19 protein-coding genes are annotated in these 24,757 nt (G+C 64.0%); 14 read left to right on the top strand and 5 right to left on the bottom strand.

The window, feature by feature from the left end; all coding sequences use genetic code 11:
* Positions 1-150 precede the first annotated feature (150 nt).
* Positions 151-3,678 (bottom strand): transcription-repair coupling factor, encoded by a 3,528-nt coding sequence (mfd, locus tag ACJJV2_RS12870; RefSeq protein WP_405281446.1) that lies wholly within the window; start codon positions 3,676-3,678, stop codon positions 151-153.
* A 555-nt stretch (positions 3,679-4,233) separates the two neighbouring features.
* On the opposite strand from mfd, the gene ACJJV2_RS12865 reads away from it, so the two are divergent.
* From ACJJV2_RS12865 to ACJJV2_RS12815, 11 genes are all read left to right on the top strand, one after another.
* Positions 4,234-5,682: a glyceraldehyde-3-phosphate dehydrogenase gene (locus ACJJV2_RS12865; RefSeq protein ID WP_405281443.1), complete on the top strand. Its 1,449-nt coding sequence runs from the start codon at positions 4,234-4,236 to the stop codon at positions 5,680-5,682.
* A 341-nt stretch (positions 5,683-6,023) separates the two neighbouring features.
* Entirely contained in the window at positions 6,024-7,373 is a 1,350-nt protein-coding gene (locus ACJJV2_RS12860; RefSeq protein ID WP_054555019.1) for a Na(+)-translocating NADH-quinone reductase subunit A, read from the top strand.
* A complete protein-coding gene (locus tag ACJJV2_RS12855; protein ID WP_043331920.1) occupies positions 7,373-8,605 on the top strand; it encodes an NADH:ubiquinone reductase (Na(+)-transporting) subunit B in 1,233 nt (410 codons plus the stop codon). Before ACJJV2_RS12860 ends, ACJJV2_RS12855 begins: the two co-directional genes overlap by 1 nt.
* A 1-nt stretch (position 8,606) precedes the next feature.
* Entirely contained in the window at positions 8,607-9,389 is a 783-nt protein-coding gene (locus ACJJV2_RS12850) for a Na(+)-translocating NADH-quinone reductase subunit C (protein ID WP_043331918.1), read from the top strand.
* 2 nt (positions 9,390-9,391) lie between these two features.
* Positions 9,392-10,060, top strand: a complete 669-nt coding sequence (locus ACJJV2_RS12845) for an NADH:ubiquinone reductase (Na(+)-transporting) subunit D (RefSeq protein WP_043331917.1) — start codon at positions 9,392-9,394, stop codon at positions 10,058-10,060.
* Position 10,061: 1 nt separating this feature from the next.
* Complete coding sequence (gene nqrE / locus ACJJV2_RS12840; RefSeq protein WP_043331916.1) at positions 10,062-10,682, top strand: NADH:ubiquinone reductase (Na(+)-transporting) subunit E; 621 nt, start codon at positions 10,062-10,064, stop codon at positions 10,680-10,682.
* Between the two features lie 25 nt (positions 10,683-10,707).
* Positions 10,708-11,940 (top strand): NADH:ubiquinone reductase (Na(+)-transporting) subunit F, encoded by a 1,233-nt coding sequence (nqrF, locus tag ACJJV2_RS12835; protein WP_405281436.1) that lies wholly within the window; start codon positions 10,708-10,710, stop codon positions 11,938-11,940.
* Positions 11,941-11,943: 3 nt separating this feature from the next.
* Positions 11,944-13,017: an FAD:protein FMN transferase gene (locus ACJJV2_RS12830; protein ID WP_405281433.1), complete on the top strand. Its 1,074-nt coding sequence runs from the start codon at positions 11,944-11,946 to the stop codon at positions 13,015-13,017.
* A gap of 233 nt (positions 13,018-13,250) precedes the next feature.
* On the top strand, positions 13,251-13,502 hold the full coding sequence (gene nqrM / locus ACJJV2_RS12825) for a (Na+)-NQR maturation NqrM (RefSeq protein ID WP_043331913.1): 252 nt from the start codon (positions 13,251-13,253) through the stop codon (positions 13,500-13,502).
* 132 nt (positions 13,503-13,634) lie between these two features.
* Positions 13,635-15,026, top strand: coding sequence for a Si-specific NAD(P)(+) transhydrogenase (gene sthA, locus ACJJV2_RS12820; RefSeq protein ID WP_043331912.1), 1,392 nt, complete (start codon positions 13,635-13,637; stop codon positions 15,024-15,026).
* A 129-nt stretch (positions 15,027-15,155) separates the two neighbouring features.
* Positions 15,156-15,488 (top strand): YrhK family protein, encoded by a 333-nt coding sequence (locus ACJJV2_RS12815; protein WP_405281429.1) that lies wholly within the window; start codon positions 15,156-15,158, stop codon positions 15,486-15,488.
* Between the two features lie 57 nt (positions 15,489-15,545).
* On the opposite strand, the gene ACJJV2_RS12810 is transcribed toward ACJJV2_RS12815, so the two are convergent.
* The 3 genes from ACJJV2_RS12810 to ACJJV2_RS12800 all read right to left on the bottom strand — a co-directional run bounded on the left by ACJJV2_RS12810 (position 15,546) and on the right by ACJJV2_RS12800 (position 18,688).
* On the bottom strand, positions 15,546-16,415 hold the full coding sequence (locus ACJJV2_RS12810; RefSeq protein ID WP_405281426.1) for a DNA replication terminus site-binding protein: 870 nt from the start codon (positions 16,413-16,415) through the stop codon (positions 15,546-15,548).
* A 291-nt stretch (positions 16,416-16,706) separates the two neighbouring features.
* Positions 16,707-17,627: a carbon-nitrogen hydrolase gene (locus tag ACJJV2_RS12805; RefSeq protein ID WP_405281423.1), complete on the bottom strand. Its 921-nt coding sequence runs from the start codon at positions 17,625-17,627 to the stop codon at positions 16,707-16,709.
* Complete coding sequence (locus ACJJV2_RS12800) at positions 17,627-18,688, bottom strand: agmatine/peptidylarginine deiminase (protein ID WP_405281420.1); 1,062 nt, start codon at positions 18,686-18,688, stop codon at positions 17,627-17,629. Before ACJJV2_RS12800 ends, ACJJV2_RS12805 begins: the two co-directional genes overlap by 1 nt.
* Before the next feature lie 253 nt (positions 18,689-18,941).
* Between ACJJV2_RS12800 and ACJJV2_RS12795 the strand changes: the two genes are divergently transcribed.
* Both ACJJV2_RS12795 and ACJJV2_RS12790 read left to right on the top strand, forming a co-directional pair.
* Positions 18,942-20,186, top strand: coding sequence for a lipoprotein-releasing ABC transporter permease subunit (locus ACJJV2_RS12795; protein ID WP_043332064.1), 1,245 nt, complete (start codon positions 18,942-18,944; stop codon positions 20,184-20,186).
* 52 nt (positions 20,187-20,238) lie between these two features.
* Positions 20,239-20,961 carry an ABC transporter ATP-binding protein gene (locus ACJJV2_RS12790; RefSeq protein ID WP_054555014.1) on the top strand — a complete coding sequence of 241 codons (723 nt, stop codon included), beginning with the start codon at positions 20,239-20,241 and terminating at the stop codon, positions 20,959-20,961.
* A 95-nt stretch (positions 20,962-21,056) separates the two neighbouring features.
* On the opposite strand, the gene ACJJV2_RS12785 is transcribed toward ACJJV2_RS12790, so the two are convergent.
* Positions 21,057-21,638: a DUF2062 domain-containing protein gene (locus ACJJV2_RS12785; protein ID WP_405281417.1), complete on the bottom strand. Its 582-nt coding sequence runs from the start codon at positions 21,636-21,638 to the stop codon at positions 21,057-21,059.
* A 201-nt stretch (positions 21,639-21,839) separates the two neighbouring features.
* Between ACJJV2_RS12785 and ACJJV2_RS12780 the strand changes: the two genes are divergently transcribed.
* Complete coding sequence (locus ACJJV2_RS12780; protein ID WP_405281414.1) at positions 21,840-24,734, top strand: ComEC/Rec2 family competence protein; 2,895 nt, start codon at positions 21,840-21,842, stop codon at positions 24,732-24,734.
* Positions 24,735-24,757 lie beyond the last annotated feature (23 nt).

The raw sequence follows: 24,757 nt of genomic DNA, 5'->3' as shown, positions 1-24,757 counted from the left end.
AGAGCGTGTAGAGGGTATGCCCGCACGAAAACGGCCTGCATCCGCGATGCAGGCCGTTTTCGTGTTTCGCTCAAGCTCAATCTCAAGTTCAAGTTCAAGCTCAAGTTCATGCCCAAGTTCGAGCCCAGGCGCCTGGTAGCACAGGGCGCGTCAGGCCGCCTTGGTCTTGGCGTTGAGCAGGTCCAGCAGGGTCTCGCAGAAGCTGAAGCGCGCCTCGGCGTCATCCATGTCGGTGGCGAAGCGCAGCGTGTCGGCGCCTTCCAGCTTGTAGACATCCGGCTGGCGCTGGATCAGGTTGACCAGCGTCAGCGGATCGACTGGCGTCTGGGCGCCGAAGATGATGCGACCACGTCCGGCGCCGGCCTCCAGCTTGATGATGCCCAGCGCCTGGGCACGCTGGCGCAGCTGGGTCTGGCGGAACAGCGTCTTGACCGGCTCCGGCAGCAGGCCGAAACGGTCGATCATCTCGACCTGCAGTTCGCGCAGGTCGCTTGCGTTCTCGGCGTTGCTGATGCGCTTGTACATCATCAGGCGTTGCTGGACGTCGTGCAGATAATCGGCCGGAATCAGTGCCGGCAGATTCAGGCTGACCTCGACGCCTTCATCCAGCGGTGACTCGATATTGGGCGTCTTGCCCGCCTTGATGGCCTTCACGGCGCGATCGAGTATCTCCATGTACAGCGAGTAGCCGATGGTTTCCATCTGGCCGGACTGCTCGTCACCCAACAGCTCACCCGCGCCGCGAATCTCCATGTCATGGGAGGCCAGCGTGAAGCCGGCACCGAGGTCCTGGGACTCGCTGATCGCCTCCAGACGCTTGACCGCATCGCGGGTCATCGCCTTGGGGTGTGGGGTCAGCAGGTAGGCGTAGGCCTGGTGATGCGAGCGCCCGACGCGGCCACGCAGCTGGTGCAGCTGGGCCAGGCCGAACTTGTCGGCGCGCTCGATGATGATGGTGTTGGCGCTCGGGATGTCGATGCCGGTCTCGATGATGGTCGAGCACACCAGCACGTTGAAGCGCTTGTGATAGAAGTCCGACATGCGCCGCTCCAGGCTGCGCTCCGGCAGCTGGCCGTGGGCGACGCCGACATTGGCCTCCGGCACCAGCTCCGCGATGCGCGCGGCGCTCTCCTCGATGGTCTTGACTTCATTGTGCAGCACGTAGACCTGCCCGCCGCGCAGCAGCTCGCGCAGGATGGCTTCCTTGACCACGCCGTCGTTGCGCTGCTGGACGAAGGTCTTCACCGACAGGCGGCGCGCCGGCGGCGTGGCGATGATGGACAGGTCGCGGATGCCGCTCATCGCCATGTTCAGCGTGCGCGGAATCGGCGTGGCAGTCAGGGTCAGGATATCGACCTCGGCGCGCAGGCTCTTGAGGCGCTCCTTCTGGGAGACGCCGAAGCGGTGCTCCTCATCGATGATCAACAGCCCCATGTTGGGCAGCTCCAGCGACTTGGAGAGCAGCTTGTGAGTGCCGATCACGATATCGGCCTGGCCGTTTCTGATGCGCTCGAGCGAGGCTTCCTGGCCCTTGCCGCTGGTGAAGCGCGACAGCAGGGCGATCTCCACCGCGGTGTCGGCGAAGCGATCGCGGAAGTTGTCGTAGTGCTGCTGGGCGAGCAGGGTGGTGGGCACCAGCACCACCACCTGACGGCCGGAGTTGACGGCGAGGAAGGCGGCGCGCATCGCGACTTCCGTCTTGCCGAAGCCGACATCGCCACATACCACGCGGTCCATCGGCTGGGGCGCGCACATGTCCTGGATCACCGCGCCGATGGTCTGCGCCTGGTCCGGGGTTTCCTCGAAGGGGAAACTGGCCGCGAAGCGTGCGTAGTCCTCGGCGGGGAAGTCACAGGCATGGCCGACACGTGCCTCGCGGCGTGCATAGACGTCCAAGAGCTCGGCGGCGGTATCGCGGATCTTCTCGGCCGCCTTGCGCTTGGCCTTCTCCCACTGCTCGGAGCCCAGCTTGTGCAGCGGTGCCAGCTCGTCACTGGCCCCGGAATAGCGCGAGATCAGGTGCAGGCTGTCCACCGGCACGTAGAGCTTGGCGCCATCGGCGTATTCGAGCGCGAGGAACTCGGCCTCCTGACCACCGGCGTTGATGGTCTCCAGCCCCAGATAGCGGCCGACACCGTGGGTGTGGTGCACCACCGGCGCGCCTTCACGCAACTCCGAGAGGTGGCGCACGGCCAGCTCGTTGTCATCGGTGGCGCGCGCCTGGCGGCGGCTCTGACGTACCACTTCGCCGTAGAGCTCGGTCTCGGTGATGACCACCAGCCCCTTGTGGCTGTCGCTGTCATCGCTGGACAGGGCATCTTCTGCCTGCGCGCTGGCCACCCAGGTGCCATGCGTCAGGCCACCGACGGTCAGGCCGACGGCGGCTGGGCTATCCACGAAGTGCTCGAAGCTTGCGAAGTCATCCAGGCTGCGCAGCCCGAAGCCGCGCAGCAGCGGGGTGAGCTGCTCCTCGACGACTTCGCGGCGGCCCTGGGTCTCGGCGACGAACAGTACGCGCTGGGCGTGCTCACCGTTCAGGCGTTGCTTGAGGAAGCTGGCCAGGGCCTGGGTCGGGTCGGCGCTGCGCGCATCGATGGCCAGGCTCGGCAGGGTCTGATGGCCGAACTCGATGGCGTGGGCATTGGGCTCGCGTACCAGCTCGATGCGCTCGTGCTGCTTGATCAGGCCCAGCAGCTCATTGACCGGCACGAAGGCTCGGTGCGGTGGCAGCAGCGGGCGTGTCGGGTCGACGCCCAGATTGGCGTAGCGGGTGGTGATGGCGTCCCAGTGGCTCTCGGCCGCCTCGCGCACGCCGGGCAGCATGGCGATGCGCAGCTCGTCGCCCATATGATCGAACAGCGTCGCGGTCTCGTCGAAGAACAGCGGCAGGTACTGCTCGAGCCCCGGCGAGGGAATGCCCTTGATGGCGTCGTTGTAGAGAATGCACTGGCGCGGGTCGACATCGAACAGCGTCTCGAAGCCCTCGCGGAAGCAGGCGATGGCGCCACGCGTCAGCGGGTATTCATGTGCGGGCAGAATCTCGATCGCCTCGACCTTGTCGCCACTGCGCTGGGTGTCAGGGTCGAAGGCACGCAGGGTGTCGATCTCGTCATCGAACAGGTCGATGCGCAGCGGCTGCTCGCTGCCCATGGGGAACAGGTCGATCAATGCGCCGCGCAGCGCGTATTCGCCCGGCTCGTAGACCGTCTCCACCGCGCGGTAACCGGCTCGCGACAGGCGTGAGCGGAAGTCTTCGCGATTGAGGATGTCGCCCTTGGCGAGACTGAAGACCTGGCCTGCGATGTAATCCACCGGCGCGAGGCGCTGCATCAGGGTGTTGACCGGTACCGGCACGATGGCGCGGCGGCTGGTCTGCAGCGTGCGCAGGGTGCGCAGACGCTCCGAGACGATGTCCTGGTGCGGCGAGAAGCTGTCGTAGGGCAGCGTTTCCCAATCGGGGAAGGGCAGCAGGCGCTCGGGATGGCGCGTATAGAAGCGCAGGTCGGCTTCCAGGCGCTGGGCGCTGGCGGTGTCCGGCGTGATGACCATCAGCGGCGCTTCATCGGCATCGGCCAGGCGCGCCAGCGCCAGCGCCGCGGCGCTGGGGTCATTGAGCATCCAGAAGGTGGTTTCGCGGCGCGAGCGCGGCAACGGGGGCGTCAGCGGAGTCTCGAACATGGGCTCTGGTGTCTTGTGTCCTGGGCTTGGGCGCAACGCCTTGCGGCGTTCACGGCACGGGATGACGTCACGGGCAGGGCCCGAGTGAATAAGGTGCTGGGTCAGTCGCTCGCGGTGAGCGGTCCACGCATGCAGATGATGCTGAGCGACTCATGGGCGCAAGGCAGTCTCTCGGGTGCACGGCACATTGGTGAGCGCGCGGCACACTCAGGAGAGCAACAAGGCAGGCGCGCTTCAACGCAAGCTGTCGCAGCGCAAGGGGCTGCAACGTCAGTCGCCGCCATGAAAGGAGTCGCGCTTGATCATAGCAAGTCAGTCGCTATATGGGGGCAAGTGATGCGCTTTTCAGCACCGTGGACACAGATGGCCGAGCGCGGGATGGGGGAAACGCTTTTGTAGTCAAATCGTTGATTCTGTAGCACTACTACCCTGCGTGCGACCATCCTTTCATTGTGGTGCATAGCCGCGTTACGCATACTCAGCTGGCCTTGTCCGGCGTCGCCAAGCGCTCGGTGACGACCATCATTATTTGCCCGCACGTGAGAGGATGCACCCGTGAGCCAAGAGAATCTCGAAGCCTGTTTCAAGCAGTGGCAGGACAATGAAGCCCTCGCGGAGCAGATGATCCCGCTGTTGGGAGATCTCTACCGCCGCTTCAACGTCGTGCCCTCCATCTACGGGCGTTCGCTGATCAATCGCTCGATGGTGCGCATCCTCAAGAACCACCGTTGGGTGCGCAAGGCCGAAGGCGTCGAGCTGTCAGTGGAAGATACCTTCCCGCTGGTGCGCGCGATGATCGAGCTCAACCTGGGGCCGGCCCACGTCGACATCGGCAAGCTGGCCGTCGCCTTCAAGCGCTCTGACGAGTCGGACATCACCGCCTTCCTCAAGCGTGAGCTGGCCGACATCGTCGGTGGCTACGTCGAAGGCGGCATGGGCGGCGACCCGAAGGACGTCGTCCTGTATGGCTTCGGGCGTATCGGTCGCCTGTTGGCGCGCATCATGATCGAGAAGGCTGGCGGCGGTAACCTGCTGCGTCTGCGCGCCATCGTGGTGCGTGGCAGCAAGGATGATCTGGAAAAGCGGGCCAGCCTGCTGCGTCGCGACTCGGTGCACGGTCCCTTCGAGGGCAGCATCACCGTCGATGAAGAAAACTCGGCGCTGATCGTCAACGGCAACTACATCAAGATCATCTACGCCAATTCGCCCACCGAGATCGATTACACCGCGCACGGCATCGACAACGCCATCGTGGTCGACAACACCGGCAAGTGGCGTGACGAAGCGGGCCTGGGCCAGCACCTGGAGTGCAAGGGCGTGGCCAAGGTACTGCTGACGGCGCCGGGCAAGGGCGATCTCAAGAACATCGTCTACGGTGTCAACCACACCGACATCAGCGATGATGACCGCATCATCTCCGCGGCTTCCTGTACCACCAACGCCATCGTGCCGGTGCTGAAGGTGCTGCACGACGAGTACGGTGTCAGCCAGGGTCACGTCGAGACGGTGCACTCCTACACCAACGACCAGAACCTGATCGACAACTTCCACAGTGGTGATCGTCGTGGCCGTGCCGCGGCCCTCAACATGGTGTTGACCGAGACCGGTGCCGCCAAGGCCGTCGCCAAGGCGCTGCCGGAGCTTTCCGGCAAGCTGACCGGCAACGCGATCCGCGTGCCGACGCCCAATGTCTCGATGGCGATCCTCAACCTGACGCTGAACACCGCCAGCGACGCCGAGCGCATGAACGACTTCCTGCGCACCGCCTCGCTGCATTCCTCGCTGCAGAAGCAGATCGACTACGTCGATTCCTGTGAAGTGGTGTCCTCGGACTTCGTCGGCAACCGCCATTCCGGCATCGTCGACGGCCAGGCGACCATCGTCACCGACAAGCAGGCCGTCGTGTACGTGTGGTACGACAACGAGTTCGGTTACAGCTGTCAGGTGGTGCGTATTCTGCAGCACATGTCCAACGTGCGTTTCAGCTACTTCCCGACGCGCTGAGTCAATGCGCCGCGTCTGTGGTGTGACTTGCGAAAAATTGAAATAAATACCAGCTGTTACAACGCCCCTGCCCTCAATGATGGCGGGGGCGTTGGCGTTTTCGGCGTGCGCACAACTTTAGTGTCGTATGGTCTTTCCGGCCTCGCATCTTTATAATGAGCCGGATTTTTTTGGGCCGGTCCAATCTCTGGGCTACACCTCCAACCGTCTGATAAGAAAAGCATTCACATTGCCTGATACGCGAAAATTGCGAGGTTGCCTGGTCAATTATCGGCCTCGAGGCGTATCTACGATGGGTGATCTTTCCTGAACAACATCAGATCCGACAATTGGGCGAGTCTATGATCGAAGTCAAACGTGGCCTGGATCTCCCCATCGCCGGGGCGCCGGAGCAGCGTATCGAGGATGCGCAGCCCGTTCGTCGCGTAGCGATCCTGGGTGTTGACTACGTCGGCATGAAGCCGACGATGGAAGTCCGCGAAGGGGACAAGGTGAAGCAGGGGCAACTCCTGTTCACTGACAAGAAGACCCCGGGCGTCCGTTACACCGCGCCTGCTGCCGGTACTGTGGTCGAGATCAATCGTGGCGAGAAGCGCAAGCTTCTGTCCGTGGTCATCGAGATCGACGCGCAGGGCGAAGCTGTGGAATTCACTGCACATGGCGACGCCGCCATTGCAGGTCTCGAACGTCAGGTCGTGGTCGACCAGCTGGTCGAGTCCGGCCTGTGGACGGCGCTGCGTACCCGCCCGTTCTCGCGCGTGCCGGCGCTGGATGCCAAGCCGGCAGCCATCTTCGTCACCGCCATCGATACCCACCCGCTGTCCGCGGATCCGGCCGTGGTGCTCAAGGGCCAGGAAGCCGCTTTCCGTCAGGGTCTCGTCGCACTGACGCGTCTGACCGAAGGCAAGGTGTTCCTGTGTCAGGCACCGGGTGCTGATATCCCGGGTGGCGACGTCTCCGGTGTGGTCAGCGAGTCCTTCAAGGGCCCGCACCCGGCGGGTCTGCCGGGCACGCACATCCATCACCTCGCACCGGTCAGCCTGCAGCGTCAGGTCTGGCATGTCGGTTATCAGGATGTGGTCGCCATCGGTACGCTGCTGGCGGAAGGTCGCCTGGACACCACGCGCGTCATCGCCGTCGGTGGCCCGCGTGCCACCAAGCCGCGTCTGCTGCGCACCCGTCTGGGCGCCAGCACCGAAGAGCTGCTCAAGGGCGAAGTCGAGCAGCCGGAAGACACGCGTGTCATCTCCGGTTCGGTGTTCTCCGGCCTGACCTGTGAAGGGGCGCTGCGTTTCGTCAGCCGCTACCACAATCAGGTGAGCCTGCTCGAGGAAGGCAACAAGCGTGCCTTCATGGGCTGGCTGTCGATGGGCGCCAAGCGTCACTCGGTGCTGGGTATCTACCTGTCGAAGCTGACCGGCCTGACCGACTACCGTCCGAACACCTCCACCAACGGCTCCGAGCGTGCCATGGTGCCGGTGGGCGCGTACGAGGCGGTCATGCCGCTGGACATTCTGCCGACGCAGCTGCTGCGTTCGCTGATCGTGGGTGATATCGAGACCGGCATGCAGCTTGGCTGCCTGGAGCTTGATGAAGAGGACCTCGCGCTGTGCACCTACGTGTGCCCGGGCAAGTACGAGTACGGTCCCATCCTGCGTGACAACCTCACCACGATCGAGAAAGAGGTCTGATGATGGGCATTCGACAGACTCTGGATAACCTGGAGCCGCACTTCCACAAAGGTGGCAAGTACGAGAAGTTCTACGCGCTCTACGAAGCCGTGGACACCATTTTCTATGCGCCGGCGAGCGTCACGCGCAGCACCACTCACGTGCGTGATGGCATCGATCTGAAGCGCATCATGATCACGGTCTGGATGTGTACCTTCCCGGCCATGTTCTTCGGCATGTACAACGCCGGTCTGCAGGCCAACGAGGCCATCGCTGGCGGTTACAGCGCACTGGGCGGCTGGCGTGAAGCCATCGTCATGCTGCTGGCGGGTAGCCACGATGCCGGCAGCGTGTGGGCCAACTTCATTCTGGGGGCCACCTACTTCCTGCCCATCTATCTGGTGACCTTCGCGGTCGGCGGGTTCTGGGAAGTGCTGTTCGCGATGCGTCGCGGCCACGAGGTCAACGAAGGCTTCTTCGTCACCTCGGTGCTGTTCGCCCTGACACTGCCGGCGACCATTCCGCTGTGGCAAGTCGCGCTCGGTATCACCTTCGGTGTGGTGATCGGCAAGGAAGTCTTCGGCGGTACCGGCAAGAACTTCCTCAACCCGGCACTGTCCGGCCGTGCCTTCCTGTACTTCGCCTACCCGGCCAGCATTTCCGGCGACGCGGTATGGGTGCCGGCGGATGGCTTCACCGGTGCGACCGCGCTCTCCACTGCCGCGCAGGATGGCATGGGTGCCCTGATGCAGCAGATGAGCTGGACCGACGCCTTCCTCGGCTTCATTCCGGGCTCGGTGGGTGAGGTCTCCACACTGGCGATCTTCCTCGGTGCCGCAGTGCTGCTGTGGACGCGTATCGCCTCGTGGCGAATCATGCTGGGCGTCCTGCTGGGCATGATCGCGACCTCGGCGCTGTTCAATGCCATCGGCAGCGACACCAATGCCATGTTCGAGATGCCGTGGTACTGGCACATGGTCATCGGCGGCTTCGCCTTCGGCATGGTCTTCATGGCCACCGACCCGGTCTCCGCGTCCATGACCAACAAGGGCAAGCTGGTATTCGGTGCACTGATCGGCGTGATGACCGTGCTGATCCGTGTCGCCAACCCGGCCTTCCCGGAGGGCATCATGCTGGCGATCCTGTTCGCCAACCTGTTCGCTCCGCTGATCGACCACTTCGTCGTGCAGGCCAACATCAAGCGCCGCGTCAAGCGCGAGACTGCCGGCATCGCGAACGAGGAGACCGTCTGACATGGCCAGCAACAACTCCATCAAGAAAACCCTCGGCGTCGCGCTCGGGCTGTGCATCGTCTGCTCGGTGGTGGTTTCCACCGCAGCGGTCGTGCTGCGTCCGATGCAGATGACCAATGCCGAGCTGGACCGCAAGAGCAACATCCTCGCGGTCGCCGAGCTGCTGCAGCCGGGTGAGGACATCGGTCAGCAGTTCCGTGACAAGGTCACCGCCAAGGTGGTGGACCTGGATTCCGGTGAATACGTCGACGACATCGACCCGGAGAAGTACGACCAGGCCAAGATGTCCAAGGACCCGGCCACCTCACGCACCCTGTCTGGCGACGAAGACCTGCCGGGCATCAAGCGTCGTGAGCAGTACTCCGTGGTCTATCTGGTCGGTGATGTCGAGCAGCCGGACGAGATCATCGTCCCGGTGCGCGGCAACGGCCTGTGGTCAATGATGTACGGCTATCTGGCACTGAAGGGGGACGGCAACACCGTGGTCGGTCTCTCCTTCTACCAGCAGGGCGAAACTCCGGGGCTTGGCGGCGAAGTCGACAACCCGAAGTGGAAGGCCCAGTGGGATGGCAAGAAGATCTATCCCGAAGGCAGCATGGACCCGGAAGTGCACCTGAAGAAGGGCGGCGTGAATCCGTCTTCTCCGGATGCCAAGTACCAGGTCGATGCGCTGTCAGGGGCTACCCTGACCAGCAACGGCGTGACCAACCTGTTGCAGTTCTGGATGGGTGAGAATGGCTTCGCCAAGTACCTGACCCAGTTCCGTGACGTCAAAGGAGCGTAATGATGGCAGCCGAAACTCCTAAAGGTGTCCTGACGACGCCGATCTTCAAGAACAACCCCATCGCGCTGCAGATCCTCGGTATCTGCTCCGCGCTGGCGGTGACCAACTCGATGAACACCGCCCTGATCATGGGTATCGCGGTGTGCCTGGTGACAGCGTTCTCCAGCATGTTCATCTCGTTGATCCGCAATCACATCCCGTCGTCCATCCGCATCATCGTGCAGATGACGATCATTGCCTCGCTGGTCATCGTGGTCGACCAGTCGCTGAAGGCCTTCGCCTTCGAGACGTCCAAGCAGCTGTCGGTCTTCGTCGGTCTGATCATTACCAACTGCATCGTGATGGGTCGCGCTGAAGCCTACGCCATGCAGAATGGCCCGACGATGAGCTTCATCGACGGTATCGGCAACGGTCTCGGCTACACCGTGATCCTGCTGGTGGTCGGCTTCGTGCGTGAGCTGTTCGGTTCCGGCTCCCTGTTCGGTGTGACCATCCTGCAGACCGTCAATGACGGTGGCTGGTACATCCCGAACGGTCTGATGCTGCTGCCGCCGTCCGCGTTCTTCGTCATCGGTCTGTTCATCTGGGTGCTGCGCAGCATCTACCCGGAGCAGGTCGAGAAGGCGGAGTACAAGATTACCGCCAACACCAAGATCAAGGAGGCTGTGTAACATGTTCGAACACTATCTGAGCCTGTTCATCAAGGCCGTGTTCGTCGAGAACATGGCACTGGCCTTCTTCCTGGGCATGTGTACCTTCCTGGCGGTGTCCAAGAAGATCCAGTCCGCGATCGGTCTGGGCGTGGCCGTCATCGTCGTGCTGGCGGTGACCGTCCCGGTCAACAACCTGATCCTGAACTACCTGCTGCGTGAAGGCGCGCTGACCTGGACGGGTCTGGAAGGGGCGGAAAGCATCGACCTGTCCTTCCTGGGCTACCTGTCCTACATCGGCGTCATCGCGGCGATCGTCCAGATCCTCGAGATGTTCCTCGACAAGTTCGTGCCGGCGCTCTACAACGCGCTGGGCGTGTTCCTGCCGCTGATCACGGTCAACTGCGCCATCCTCGGTGCGGCCCTGTTCATGGTGCAGCGTGACTACACCTTCGGTGAGTCCGTCATCTATGGCGTGGGTGCCGGTTTCGGTTGGGCACTGGCCATCGCTGCACTGGCCGGTATCCGCGAGAAGCTCAAGTACTCTGACGTGCCGGCTGGCCTGCAGGGTCTGGGCATCACCTTCATCACCGTTGGCCTGATGTCGCTGGGCTTCATGTCCTTCTCCGGCGTCCAGCTGTAACGCAACCGAGCATAAGGAAATCGAAATGGTAGATACCTCCATCATCGTGCTCGGCGTCGTCATGTTCACCGTGGTCGTTATCGGCCTGGTGCTCGTGATTCTCGCGGCACGCAGCAAGCTGGTCTCGAGTGGTGACGTCCAGATCGAGATCAACAACGATCCCGCCAACACCCTGACGACCCAGGCTGGCGGCAAGCTGCTGCAGACCCTGGCCGCCAACGGCATCTTCCTGTCCTCCGCCTGTGGTGGCGGTGGCTCCTGTGCCCAGTGCAAGTGCCGGATCTCGGAAGGCGGCGGTTCCATCCTGCCGACCGAAGAATCCCACTTCACCATGGGTGAAAAGAAGGAAGGCTGGCGCCTGTCTTGCCAGGTGCCGGTCAAGCAGGACATGAAGATCGAAGTGCCTGAAGAGATCTTCGGCGTGAAGAAGTGGGAAACCACCGTCAGCGCCAACCCGAACGTCGCGACCTTCATCAAGGAGCTGAATCTGGAGCTGCCGGAAGGCGAGGAAGTCAACTTCCGCGCGGGTGGTTACGTTCAGCTGGAAGCACCGGCCTACGACATCAAGTTCTCCGACTTCGATATCGAAGAGGAGTATCGTGGTGACTGGGAGAAGTTCGGTCTGTTCAACGTTCAGCACAAGAACGAGGAACCGGTCATCCGTGCCTACTCCATGGCGAACTATCCGGAAGAGTACGGCATCCTGAAGTTCAACATCCGTATCGCCACTCCGCCGCCGAATTCCCAGCATCCGCCGGGTCTGATGTCCACCTACGTCTTCTCTCTGAAGCCGGGTGACAAGGTGACCGTGATGGGGCCGTTCGGTGAGTTCTTCGCCAAGGATACCGATGCCGAGATGGTCTTCATCGGTGGTGGTGCCGGCATGGCGCCGATGCGCAGCCATATCTTCGATCAGCTCAAGCGTCTGAATTCCAAGCGCAAGATGTCGTTCTGGTACGGTGCGCGCTCCATGCGTGAATCGTTCTACGACGAGGAATACGACAAGCTGGCCGAAGAGAACGAGAACTTCGAATGGCACCTGGCGCTGTCCGATCCGCAGCCGGAGGACAACTGGGAAGGCCCGACGGGCTTCATCCACAATGTCCTGTACGAAAACTACCTCAAGGACCACCCGGCGCCTGAGGATTGCGAGTACTACATGTGCGGGCCGCCCATGATGAACGCCGCCGTCGTCAAGATGCTCACCGACATGGGTGTAGAGCCGGAGAACATCCTGCTCGATGACTTCGGTGGTTGATCGATGATGTCACGCGTCGCAAGACGACTGGCAGGGCCGGCCCTCATGGGGCTGGCCCTGCTGGTTGCAGGCTGTGAAAATTCCAGCAACCCTGAGTTGCATCGCTTCGCCGGCCCCATCTTCGGCACCGGGTTCCATGTCACGGTGGCTGCGGATCTGGATGCCGATGAGGTGGCGTCGCTCAAGCAGGCGAGTCTCGAGGCACTCGACAAGGTCGACTGGCAGATGTCGACCTACAAGGACGCCTCGGAGCTCTCAAAGCTCAATCAGGCGCCGCTGGATACGCCGATCACGCTGTCGGATGGCCTGGCGCAGGTGCTGGCCGAGTCGCAGGATATCGGCAAGCGCTCCGACGGGGCCTTCGATATCACCGTCGGCCCGGCCGTCAATCTGTGGGGCTTCGGCCCGGATGAGCGTCTCGACAGGGCGCCGAGCGATGAACAGATCGCGCAGGCGCTGGCGAAGGTCGATCATCTGGCGCTGGAGCTCGATGGCAATACGGTGATCAAGCGCAAGCCGGTGTATGCCGACCTGTCGGGGATCGCCAAGGGCTATGGGGTGGACAGAGTCGCCGATGTGCTCGAGGCCAATGGCATCGAGAACTATCTGGTCGAAGTCGGTGGCGAGATCCGCGTCAAGGGTGAGAAGCCCGGCCACAAGCCGTGGCGTATCGCCATCGAAGCGCCGAAGTCCTTCGAGCGCTCGGTGCAGCGGATCATCGATCCCGGCAATGCCGCGGTTGCCACCTCCGGTGATTACCGCAACTATTTCGAGCAGGACGGCGTGCGTTACTCGCACACGATCGATCCACGTACCGGTCGACCGATCCAGCACAGTCTGGCCTCGGTGACCGTGATCACGCCGGATTGCGCGAGTGCGGACGCCTGGGCCACGGCACTCAACGTGCTGGGCGCCGAGAAGGCAATGACGATCGCAATTCGCGAGAACATTGCCGCCTATTTCATTGTCAAAACGGATGATGGCTTCAAGCAGTCCTGGAGTCCGGCATTCGCGCCCTACCTGAAGGACGCGCTGGCGACAGGCGACACGAAGCCCGCAGATGAAGCCGGCGCCTGAGCCCGGTCTATCGAGAGCCGGTCTGCCAAGAGCCGGTCTGCCGAGAGGTAGCCGGCCGGGCTTTCTCATCTGCCATCTGTCGAGACACGCCTCCGACAGGGTCGGACGCTCGGATTGCATGGCATCTTCTGGATGCTGTCCTGAATGATCCACAGGATCGATAGGGTGCAAGCTGCGCTGGAGCCGACCCGCGCGAGAGGTTCACAATGGGGCCATGCCCCGGGAGGAATGACATGACGATCTGGTTACTGGTATTCGCCGCGATGTTGCTGCTGATTGGCGTGATGGCCGTCGGTGTCCTGATGGGCCGCAAGCCGATCGCCGGCTCCTGCGGTGGTCTCAACAACCTCGGGCTCAAGGATGGCTGTGACATCTGTGGCGGCAAGGACGAGGAGTGCGAGAAGGAGCAGGATCGCCAGCGTCTGATGGCAGAGAGTGGCGGCAAGCCGGCCAGCGATCTGGCCTACGACGCCGCACGTCGCTGATTTCTGCTCTGATGGCTCAGAGCCCGCCGGCCGCAAGGCCTGCTACCGGCCCTGACATGGCAGTGTCACCGCGAGGTGAGACCGTACGTGTCAGGGCCGGTCTACGAACAATCAAGGAGCAAAGCGAGTCTCATGGCAGTCTATAACTACGATGTCGTCGTGATCGGTACCGGTCCGGCAGGGGAAAGCGCGGCAGTCAACGCGGCCAAGCATGGCAAGCGTGTCGCCGTGATCGAGGCTCAGTCTTCCGTGGGCGGCAACTGCACCCACAAGGGCACCATCCCTTCCAAGGCGCTGCGCCACGCGGTCAAGCAGATCATCGAGTTCAACACCAATCGCATGTTCCGCGATATCGGCGAGCCGCGCTGGTTCTCCTTCCCCAAGGTGCTGGAGCGTTCACGCCGCACCATCGAGCAGCAGGTCGAGATGCGTACGCGCTTCTACGCCCGCAATCGCATCGATGTGTTCTTCGGTACCGCGCGCTTCAAGGACGAGCACACCGTCGTGGTGCGCGATGCCCATGAAGGGGTCGAGGAGCTGCACGCGGAGAAGGTCGTGATCGCCACCGGCTCGCGTCCCTACCGCCCGGCGGACGTCAACTTCCGCCACCCGCGCATCTATTGCTCCGATACCATCCTGGGGCTGTCACACACGCCGCGCACGTTGATCATCTACGGCGCCGGTGTCATCGGCTCCGAGTACGCCTCGATCTTCTCCGGCCTTGGCGTCAAGGTCGACCTGATCGATACGCGTGATCGTCTGCTGTCCTTCCTGGATAACGAGATTTCCGACGCGCTGTCCTATCACCTGCGCAACAACGGCGTGCTGGTGCGTCACAACGAGGAATACGATCGCATCGAGGGCGACGAGTCCGGCGTGGTCGTGCACCTCAAGTCGGGCAAGAAGCTGCGTGCTGACGCCTTCCTGTGGGCCAACGGCCGTACCGGCAACACCGACAGCCTCGGCCTCGAGAATGTCGGCCTGCAGGCCAACGGCCGCGGCCAGCTGACCGTCGATGATCAGTACCGCACCGAGCTGGACCACGTCTATGCGGTGGGCGATGTGATCGGCTGGCCGAGCCTGGCATCCGCCGCCTACGATCAGGGCCGCTTCGCGTCGGCCAACCTGCTGGGGGAAGAGTTCAAGTTCGTCAATGAGGTGCCGACCGGCATCTATACCATCCCCGAGATCAGCTCGGTGGGGCGTGGCGAGTCCGAACTGACCGAGGCGCGCATCCCCTACGAAGTGGGGCAGGCGTTCTTCAAGGACACCGCCCGCGCCCAGATCACCGGCGATACCGTCGGCATGCTCAAGATCCTGTTCCATCGCGATACGCTGGAAATCCTCGGCATCCACTGCTTCGGTGACCAGGCGTCCGAGATCGTGCACATCGGTCAGGCCATCATGCAGCAGAAGGGTGAGGCGAATACGCTCAAGTACTTCGTCAACACCACCTTCAACTACCCGACCATGGCGGAAGCCTACCGGGTCGCGGCCATGAACGGACTCAACCGTCTGTTCTGAGCGGCGTGGGCCTCGCGCCCGCTGACTTGAAGGCACACCACAAGGCCCCGACATCATTGATGTCGGGGCCTTGTGGTTTTCGGGCTCCCAACTGGGAAACCTTGTTGATGAGCCTTGAGGAAATCACGCATGCAGGATGATTCGCAGCAACACGACACTCAGCAGTCGGGTGCCCAGTCACGCGAGACACTGCAGGATGATCCGACCTCGGACCTCACGCTGCGGCTGGGCCATGAGGAGCTGATCATCCATCGCCGTTATGAGCTGGCCAGCATCATCAATGAGCTGGTGCTGGGCCTGCTGTTCACGATCGGCAGCGTGTGCTTCTTCTGGGAAGAGTGGATGACACTGGGAATCTGGCTGTTCGTGATCGGCTCGCTGCAGCTGACGCTCAAGCCGGTGATTCGCCTGGCGCGCCGCATGCACCTCAAGCGGATGCCGGAATCGGCGCTGGACCTCTAGCAGGCGTCTTCACGGCCTGACTGTCTCACCGGCTCTCTGGCTCTCTTGCTCTGGAGATCAGCGATAGCGATGCACGCGCAGACTCTTGAGGAAGGGCGTGTCCTCGATGCGCACGTCGCCGCGGCGGGCGCGGGTGCGTTCGGTGGGCGGCGTCGGGCTTGGCTGGTTGAGTGCAGGCAGGCGCAGATCATCATGCGGCAGGAACAGCGGCAGTGAGACATTCAGCGCGCGGCGCGTGCGTAGCTCGCCGTCTTCGCGCATCACCGGCTCACGATAGAACAGGTTGGCGCGCATCAGCGGCGCCTGGGGCTGGATGCGGGCCAGAATCTCATCCGATGGCAAGCCAGCGAGCAGCTTGAGCTGCAGGCGTACGTGCTCGGCCTCGGTATCCAGCTTCATCAGCAAGGCTTCACACTCCGCCACGCTGACGCGCTGGATCGAACGCCCGGAGCTGTACCAGGCGAAGCGCACCCGCGCCACCGGCGCCTCTGCCACCGGCACTCGTCGCCAGCACTGCTTGAGATGCAGCCGCGCCAGTCCATCGCCCCTCAGGTGCTGATTCAGCCCCGGATGGCGGAAGGGCAGAATCGCCTTCAGCTCGGCCAGCTGGTCGGGATACTTCTCGCGCAGCTCGGCGAAGAGCTCCGCCAGCTGCTCCTTGGCGGTGTTGAGCGCCGCGACGCGCTCGATCACCGTCGGGCCTGCGGCGACCACGCCCAGATAGGGGCGGGTGACTCGGCCGTCCTGGCCATCCTGATACCACACGTCCTGCAACGCCTGGCTGAGCCATTCGCTATCGGCACTGACGCCATCCAGCCGCCAGAGTGGCGAATTCTCTTCTCTGACCGCGGTGATGACCTGATCGGCGGCATCGATCTGCGTATCGAAGGCCGCTTCTATTCTGGCCATCAACTGGTATTCGGGCATGCTCTGCGTCCTGATTGCAGCAAGGGAGACGTGATTTTTTATCGCGTTATCTTGTTTAGCCTAGCGTGACCGGGATGGCAAGTCAGACCATGGCGGCATGCGCGGACAGAAGAGGGGCTCCGAGAGGATGAATCACCCGGAATGGAGTGACGGGATAGGCCGGCTGCGCCGGCGCCGACAGACTGAAACAGAAGAGGGCGCCACGCTGGGCGCCCTCCTGTCTCTGCGGGGGTCTGTGTGATCTCGACAGGGCGCTGTTGTCAGGCCGGCACCTGCAAAAGCCCGATGGGCTCAGCGGTCGCGATAGCGCTCGGTGAGATCACCATAGGCATCGATGCGACGATCGCGCAGGTAAGGCCAGATGCGGCGCACATCTTCGCCGCGCGCCAGGTCCACCTCGACCAGCAGCTCCTCGGGCTCGGTGCCGCCATGCGCCAGCAGCTCGCCCTGGGGGCCGCAGATGAAGCTGCCGCCCCAGAACTGGATGCCTTCGCTGGCAGGCGTCGGGTCCGCTTCATGGCCGACCCGGTTGGCGACGATCACCGGCACGCCATTGGCGACGCCGTGGCTGCGCTGGATCAGGGTCCAGGCATCCTTCTGGCGTTTCTGCTCGGCTTCATCGTCGCGCGGGTCCCAGCCGATGGCGGTGGGGTAGAGCAGCATCTCGGCACCGGCCAGCGCCATCAGGCGTGCGCCTTCGGGGTACCACTGGTCCCAGCAGACCTGCACGCCCAGACGGCCGACCGAGGTGTCGATGGGCTCGAAGCCGCGGCGCGGGGACTGTGCGCTGGGTGCATCGCCCGGTGTGAAGTAGAACTTCTCGTAGAAGCCGGGATCATCCGGGATGTGCATCTTGCGGAAGGTGCCGACCAGGCCAGCGGCCTTGTCGAGTACCACGGCGGTGTTGTGATACACGCCCGCCGCGCGGCGCTCGAAGATGGAGCCGACGATCACCAGGCCGAGTTCGGCAGCCAGACCGGCCAGTCGCTGGGTGGTCGGGCCTTCGAGGGGCTCGGCGAGATCGAAGATCTCGGTGTCTTCGGTCTGGCAGAAGTAGTGGCTGGCATGCAGCTCCTGCAGCATCACCAGCTCAGCGCCATCGGCGGCAAGGCGACGAATGGCGGCTTCGCTGGCCGCCAGGCTTGTGTCCTTGTCGGGCCAGCCCTGTTGCTGGACGACACCGACCTTGAGTGTACGGCGGGAAGCAGTCATCACAGTGCTCCTTGAGAGGTGTTCGAGGTGGCCAGCGTGCCCTTGGGCAGTTGCATGGTCATGCAGTGCAGGCTGCCATGCTGGCGAATCACGGCGCGGCAATCGACCGGAATGATGTCACGCTTGGGGAAGGCGCTGGCGAGGGCCTTGAGGGCGATCATGTCGTGACGATCGGCGTAGGTCGGCACCAGCACGGCCCCGTTGATGATCAGGAAGTTGGCGTAGGTCGCCGGCAGGCGATGGCTGTCGTCCGGATCGAAGCAGGCATCCGGCCACGGCAGCGGCACCAGGAAGTACGGGTCGCCGTTGGCGTCGCGCAGTGCTTCAAGCTCGGCTTCCATCGCCTTGAGCGCCGGGTAATGCGGGTCGTCGCGATCATCGCAGCGGACATAGGCGATGGTGCGCGGGTCGCAGAAGCGCGCCAGGGTGTCGACATGGCTGTCGGTGTCATCGCCTTCCAGATGACCATTGGCGAGCCACAGCACGCGCTTGACTCCGAAATCGGCCTTGAGTTGCGCCTCGACCTGGGCGCGGCTCAGGCCGGCATTGCGGTTGTCGTTGAGCAGGCAGGCCTCGGTGGTCAGCAGAGTGCCCTGGCCGTCGCTCTCGATGCCGCCGCCTTCCAGAATGAAGTCGCGGCTTTCCACCGGGCTTGCGTAAGCCCCCTGCGTGGCGAGGGCGCGGGTCAGGGCATTGTCGCGGGCGGCCTCGAACTTGCCGCCCCAGCCGGTGAAGGTGTAGTCGAGTAGCACCGGCTGACCATCACGTTCGACGGTGATGGGGCCATGGTCGCGCGTCCAGGTGTCGTCCAGCGGCGCCACGAAAAGATGCAGGCGCTCGGCGGGCACGCCGAAACCGGCGAAGCGCGCGGCGAGGCGTTCGCGGGTGGCGTCATCGCTGACGCTGATCAGTACGTGCTGATAGCGGCTGATGGCGATCACCATGGCCTCGCAGGTGGCTTCGATGCTCTCGAGCATCTCGCTCCAGTCACTGTGCGGGCTGGGCCAGCTGAGCTGGATGGCGTCCTGCGGGTGCCATTCGGCGAGCAGACGGGTGGCCATGGGCATCTCCCTGATGAAGAGGTAACGATAAAGGCGCAAGCCGCAATGCCGCGGACTCGGCGCGCGATGATAGCAGAGCCATGCGCCGACGCTAGCCCTGTGGTGCCTGACGTGCACATGTCTTGCCCTGCTGGCGGTTCATGTTGGCCACAGACGAAGGCTGGCAAACTGCGTTCGAATATGGCTCCATGCGCCGAGCCTGCGGAATGCGTATCATGGCCCGCGACCCTGACCCAAGGAATCGACTTCGATGCTGCTGGATCGCCTACCCTTTCTGATCGGCCTGCGCTATACCCGCGCCAAGCGCCGTAACCATTTCATTTCCTTCATTTCCTTGACCTCGATGCTGGGGCTGTCGCTGGGCGTCGCCGTGCTGATTCTGGTGCTGTCGGTGATGAACGGCTTCGACCACGAGCTGCGTACTCGCGTGCTGGGCATGGTGCCGCATGTGCGCGTCGAGGCGCGTGACAGCGTCACCGACTGGGAGACGCTGGCCGGCAAGCTGCGCGAGAAGCCGCATGTCGTCGGCGCGGCGCCCTATATCGAGCAGCAGGGCATGTTCACCACCAACGGGCGCAACAAGGGCGCGTTGGTCACCGGCATCGATCCGTCCGCGGAGGATCAGGTCTCGATCATCAGCGAGCACATGGTGCAGGGCAGCCTGGCGGATCTCACGCCCGGCAGCTGGGGCATCGTGATGGGCGAGCTGCTGGCGCGCAACCTGGGCGTCGGCGTGGGGGATCGCGTCACGCTATTGGTGCCCGAGGCCTCCATCACGCCCGGGGGTATCTTCCCGCGCCTCAAGCGCTTCACGGTGACTGGTATCTTCAAGGTCGGCGCGGACGTCGATGCCAGCCTTGCCTACACCGATATCTCGGACATGGCCAAGCTGGCGCGCTTCAAGGAAGGCGACGTCCAGGGGGTGCGCCTGAAGCTCGATGACCTGTTCAGCGCCGATCAGGTCACCCGCGACATCGTCAGCCAGCTGGGGCCGCAGTATCGCGGCATGGACTGGAAGCGCACCCACGGCAACCTGTTCGCCGCCATCCAGATGGAGAAGAACATGATCGGCCTGCTGCTGATGGTGATCGTCGCCGTCGCGGCCTTCAACATCGTCTCGACGCTGGTGATGATGGTGACGGACAAGCACGCTGACATCGCCATCCTGCGTACCCTCGGGGCCAGGCCCGGTTCCATCATGGGCATCTTCATCGTGCAGGGGCTGACCATCGGCGTGATGGGCATCATCATCGGCGCCATCGCCGGTGTGGCGCTGGCGCTGAGCGTCTCCGACATCATCGCCTGGGTGCAGTCGACCTTCGGTATCCAGTTCCTGGACCCCAATGTCTACTTCATCAGCTATCTGCCATCGCGCCTCGAGATGAGCGACATGGGCATCATCATCGGCTCCGCGCTGGTGCTGAGCTTCCTGTCGACGCTGTATCCGGCCTGGCGCGCCTCGCGCATCCAGCCGGCGGAGGTGCTGCGCTATGAGTAATCCGTCGACACCGTCTGATGCATCCATCCGTTCTGCTGCTGGAGACACCGCCATGCCGACGCCGGCTTCTGACACTCACGCGCCGGGGCAGGCCCACGGCAAGCCGATGCTGATCTGTGAGCGCCTGAGTCGCAGTTACGATGAGGGCCCGCAAGAGGTGCAGGTGCTCGACGAGCTGGAGCTGCGCGTGCATGCCGGTGAGCGAGTCGCCGTCGTCGGCAGCTCCGGCTCCGGCAAGACCACGCTGCTCAACCTGCTCGGCGGTCTGGACCATCCCAGTCAGGGCATCGTGAAGGTGGCCGGCCAGCGCCTGTCCGAACTCAGCGAGTCGGCGCTGGGCAGCTTCCGCAATCAGCACATCGGCTTCGTGTATCAGTTCCACCACCTGCTGGCGGAATTCAGCGCCGAAGAGAACGTGGCGATGCCGCTGATCATCCGTGGCCACAAGCGCGCCGAGGCTGCCGTCAAGGCGCGCAAGCTGCTGGAGCGGGTCGGCATGGCGCCGCGTGCCGACCACAAGCCGGGCGAGCTGTCCGGGGGGGAGCGCCAGCGCGTCGCCATCGCGCGTGCGTTGGTGACGGACCCGAGCCTGGTGCTGATGGATGAGCCGACCGGCAACCTGGATCAGACCACGGCAGCACGCATTCTCGAGCTGATGGATGACATCGCGCGTGAAGCGCAGGCAGCCTTCATCATCGTGACCCACGACAACGGTCTGGCCGCGCACCAGCACCGTGTGCTGCGCCTGGATGGCGGCAAGCTGCATGAGGACTGAGTCGAGCCGCTGACTGATTCACGCTAGCCAGAAAGCCAAACGCCCCGCCATCGAGAGATGGCGGGGCGTTTTTCATGCGTGCCTGTCGGCAGCGTTCAGAGCTTGTCGGCGTCCTGCTCAGCGTTCTGGCGTGACGACTGCTCCTTGCTGCAACGCCTGGCGGCCAGGCGCGCCTTGCGGCGGCTGCGCCAGTTGCGCACCACCTGATAGCGCCACAAGAGGCGGACCAGCATGTTGGCCAGCAGCGCGAGGACGACGGCGCTGACCAGCGAACCCAGCGCCAGGGCGGGCAGGATGTCTTCCAGCTGGTTGGCGAACCAGGCCGCGGAGACCTGGTCCGGCATCACGCGTGCGGGCGTGTCCAGCATCCAGGCACCCACGCGGTAGGTCGCGTAGTAGACCACCGGCATGGTCAGCGGGTTGGTCACCCACACCAGACCCACCGACAGCGCGAGGTTGCAGCGCAGTGCCCAGGCACCGAAGGCGGCCACCACCATCTGGAAGGGAATCGGCAGCAGCGCACAGAACAGCCCCACCATGCAGGCATTGGCCACAGTGCGTCGCGACAACGCCCACAGTGCGGGATCGGCGATCAGGTGATGCATGAAGCGCAGCGACTTCTTGCGCTTGAGGGCATCCGGTTCCGGCATGAGCCGCTTGAGTAGACGACGAGGCATGACTTGGCCATTTGGCATTCAACGCCGGCCATTATCCATACATGGCTACAGGACTGCCATGCTGACTGCGCAGTTATCCGGTTCGTGATCTGCAACCCGCGTGTCTCGATTCGGCACTGAGTACAGCAAAGCCCGCGCCATGCCTGACGGGCTGCGCCATGGGTGACCTTGCAAGAGGCCAGCAACATGTCAGGCGCCACCGTGAATAAATCGTCCCATCCCGCTCGATTCTGGCTGTCACCGGCTTCGCTGGCCCAGCTGCTGGCGGGGCTGGTGGCGGGAATCTGGCTGTCACGCCAGGGCGAGTGGGGCGCGGATTGGCAGTCACGCTCATCGGCAGGGCTTGGCGCGCAAGAGGGTGGGGCGCATGGCTGGGCCGCCTTCATGACGCTGAGCGACAACCTGCTGTTGGCCGCCTTGCTGCTCTGCTGGCTGATGGTGGTGGGGGCCTTGGCCGCCTCTCCCGCCCGTGCTTTCCAGCACTCTGCTCCCGACGCTGAGTCACGCCGCTCTCGGCTCGGGGCCTTGAGTCTGCGGCTCTCGACAGCGCTGGGGGTCGGGTTGGTGATCGGCCTTCTGCAGCAGCCGCTCGTGATGGCGGAGGCGTTGACGCGCCAGGAGCTGTGGCTGGAGGGCCGGGTCGAGCAGGTCAACCGCGCACTGCCGACGCCTGATGACTCGGTGCGCCTGGTGCTGCGTGTCTCGCGCTGTGATCTCTTCCAGCCGACGGAGGTGTCCAGCGCGGATGCCGGACGTCAGGCCGCCTGTCAGCGGCTGCTGGATCAGCGGGTCCAGCTACGGCGCTACTGGCCACGCAAGCTGCCCCGCGATGTAGCGACACGCGAGGCGCTGGCGACTCCCTGGCAGGCCGGTGAGCGCTGGCGCATGGTCGTACGTCTGGTGCCGCCTCATGGCGCCAGCAACCCGGCCTTCGGGCGCTCAGCGAGCCCAGCGGAGTTTGACCGTGTCGCCTGGCTATGGCGTGAAGGTATCGTCGCCACGGGTTACGTGCGCCAACTGTCCCTTGCGCAGCGCTTGGCGCCACCAGGCGGGCTGGCAGCACTGCGCCTGCATGCCGAGCAGGCTCTGTGGCAGCGCTGCGGCGAAGGCGAGGGCGAGGCACTGGTCGACTGGCCGGGTTCGCCCTGTCGCTGGCTGGCAGCATTGACGCTGGGCAAGGTCTCGGCACTGACCCATGACGACTGGGACACGCTGAACGCCACCGGGCTGACGCATCTGGCGGTGGTGTCGGGGCTGCATGTCGGATTGATGGCAAGCCTGGTGCTGGGGCTGAGTTTCGGCGTGCTGCGTCTCTGGCGCCCGGGCGGATGGCGATTCAGCGTCGCGCCCTGGTGGCTTGCCTGTCTGGCGGCCTGGAGTTTCGCCTTGCTGGCAGGCCTGGCGCCTCCGGCCCTGCGCGCCGCCTTGATGGTGACGGTCGGGCTTTGGATGGCGAGTGGCCGCAGCGGGCTGGGTGTCTGGCAGGTCTGGATGCTGGCGCTGATTCTGGTGCTGGGGCTGGACCCGCTGGCGCTGTGGCGCCCGGGCACCTGGTTGTCATTCATCGCCGTGGCGGTGTTGTTGCTGGCCTGGCAGGGCCGCTCGCGACCGCGGGGAATGCGCGGCTGGTGTCTGGCCACGTTGCGCAGCCAGTGGTTGCTGACGCTGGTCATGGGCGCGGCCCTGCTGCTTTCGCGCGGCCAGCTGTCCTGGTTGTCGCTGCCGATGAATCTGCTGATGGCGCCCTTGGTGACGCTATTGATCGTGCCGCTTGGCATGCTGGGCTGGGGGCTTGCGGGACTCGAGCAGCTGTTGCTGTTTACGGGGCTCGTCCCGTCACGGCCCGCGGCGATGCTCGCCGATGGTGTGTTCAGCGGCGGTCTATGGCAGCTGCTGGCACAGGGCATGGCGCAGACGATGGAGACCTTGTCTTCGCTTGCGTCGACGCAGGGGCGCTGGCCGCAGACGCCAATGGCGGCGGGGCTGTCGGACGCCACTCCCTCGGCCTTGATCCTGACGCTCGCGCTGATGGCTCTGCTGGGTGCCTGGCTGGCGGAGGGGGTGCCGGGCCTCGATGGCCGTCTGAAGCGCCTGTGTGGCAGCGTGGCACTCTGCTGGGGGCTGTCGCTGGCGGCGCTGGCCTTGCCGTGGTCACCGGCGGCGCTGGCCACCGTCGGGCGGGACGCCGGCACGCGCGCGACAGAATCCGCCTCGTTCTCGCCCTGGGCGCCCGCGCTCAGTCTGACGGTGCACGATGTCGGGCAGGGGCTGGCGCTGTCGCTGCACAGTCATCTTTCGCCGAGCGCGAGTGACTCGACTGACGCGTCACGGCAGGTGCCGAGGCACTGGCGTTACGACCTGGGGGCGGCGTCACGCAATGCCAGCGCCCGCTTGCCGGGGGCGCCATCCGTTGCGGGAGAGCCTATCGGCGTGATCATGAGTCACGGGGATGGCGATCACGCCGGCGGTCTGCAGGCCCTGTCTGCCGAGGAGATCGCCGCCTTGTGGGTGCCGGCCGGGCAGCGGGCGCGACTGGAGCGTCAGGTAAGCTGGCTCGATGAGGTGGTAATGCGGGAGTGTGTCGCCGGGCGCAGCATCACCCTCGGTCAGCTGCAGGGCCACCCCGTGCGCCTTGAGATGCTGTGGCCGCCAGCAGGGTTGAAGACCCGACGTGACAACGCGCACTCCTGTGTGGTCTTGATAGCACATGGCGTTCGCCCGCTGGCGTTGCTGACCGGCGATATCGGCCAGCAGCAGGAGCGCGAGTTGCAGGCGACGCTGCGTCAGCGCCTGGCCGGGCGCGGCTTGCCGTTGCTGGTGGTCGCCCATCACGGCAGCCGCTCCAGCAGTGGTGATGCCTGGCTTGAGAGCCTGGCGGCGCGTCACGCGATTGTCAGCGCCGGTCGCTACAATCCGCATGGTCATCCGCATCCGGACGTGGTGGAGCGTCTGGCGCGTCATGTCGAGTGTCTCTGGCATGTCGGGCTGGATGGTGCCTTGCACTGGGAGTGGTCGCCGCAGGGGGAGCGGCTGCAACCAGCGCGCAGGGCTGGCGGTATCGGAGTGAGGTGCCTTGGGGTAAAATCCGCTGAATGATCAGATGCATGGCGGATTCATAC

Origin of the sequence: Cobetia sp. Ld8 (genome assembly GCF_045066615.1) — a bacterium.
GTDB lineage: Bacteria > Pseudomonadota > Gammaproteobacteria > Pseudomonadales > Halomonadaceae > Cobetia > Cobetia amphilecti.
This window is presented reverse-complemented; position numbering and strand designations above follow the sequence as displayed.

Coding starts and splice junctions, on each gene's coding strand:
- mfd (WP_405281446.1), bottom strand. CDS start 3,678: ATGTTCGAGACTCCGCTGACGCCCCCGTTGCCGCGCTCGCGCCGCGAA.
- ACJJV2_RS12860 (WP_054555019.1), top strand. CDS start 6,024: ATGATCGAAGTCAAACGTGGCCTGGATCTCCCCATCGCCGGGGCGCCG.
- ACJJV2_RS12855 (WP_043331920.1), top strand. CDS start 7,373: ATGATGGGCATTCGACAGACTCTGGATAACCTGGAGCCGCACTTCCAC.
- ACJJV2_RS12850 (WP_043331918.1), top strand. CDS start 8,607: ATGGCCAGCAACAACTCCATCAAGAAAACCCTCGGCGTCGCGCTCGGG.
- ACJJV2_RS12845 (WP_043331917.1), top strand. CDS start 9,392: ATGGCAGCCGAAACTCCTAAAGGTGTCCTGACGACGCCGATCTTCAAG.
- nqrE (WP_043331916.1), top strand. CDS start 10,062: ATGTTCGAACACTATCTGAGCCTGTTCATCAAGGCCGTGTTCGTCGAG.
- nqrF (WP_405281436.1), top strand. CDS start 10,708: ATGGTAGATACCTCCATCATCGTGCTCGGCGTCGTCATGTTCACCGTG.
- ACJJV2_RS12830 (WP_405281433.1), top strand. CDS start 11,944: ATGATGTCACGCGTCGCAAGACGACTGGCAGGGCCGGCCCTCATGGGG.
- nqrM (WP_043331913.1), top strand. CDS start 13,251: ATGACGATCTGGTTACTGGTATTCGCCGCGATGTTGCTGCTGATTGGC.
- sthA (WP_043331912.1), top strand. CDS start 13,635: ATGGCAGTCTATAACTACGATGTCGTCGTGATCGGTACCGGTCCGGCA.
- ACJJV2_RS12815 (WP_405281429.1), top strand. CDS start 15,156: ATGCAGGATGATTCGCAGCAACACGACACTCAGCAGTCGGGTGCCCAG.
- ACJJV2_RS12810 (WP_405281426.1), bottom strand. CDS start 16,415: ATGCCCGAATACCAGTTGATGGCCAGAATAGAAGCGGCCTTCGATACG.
- ACJJV2_RS12805 (WP_405281423.1), bottom strand. CDS start 17,627: ATGACTGCTTCCCGCCGTACACTCAAGGTCGGTGTCGTCCAGCAACAG.
- ACJJV2_RS12800 (WP_405281420.1), bottom strand. CDS start 18,688: ATGGCCACCCGTCTGCTCGCCGAATGGCACCCGCAGGACGCCATCCAG.
- ACJJV2_RS12790 (WP_054555014.1), top strand. CDS start 20,239: ATGCCGACGCCGGCTTCTGACACTCACGCGCCGGGGCAGGCCCACGGC.
- ACJJV2_RS12785 (WP_405281417.1), bottom strand. CDS start 21,638: ATGCCTCGTCGTCTACTCAAGCGGCTCATGCCGGAACCGGATGCCCTC.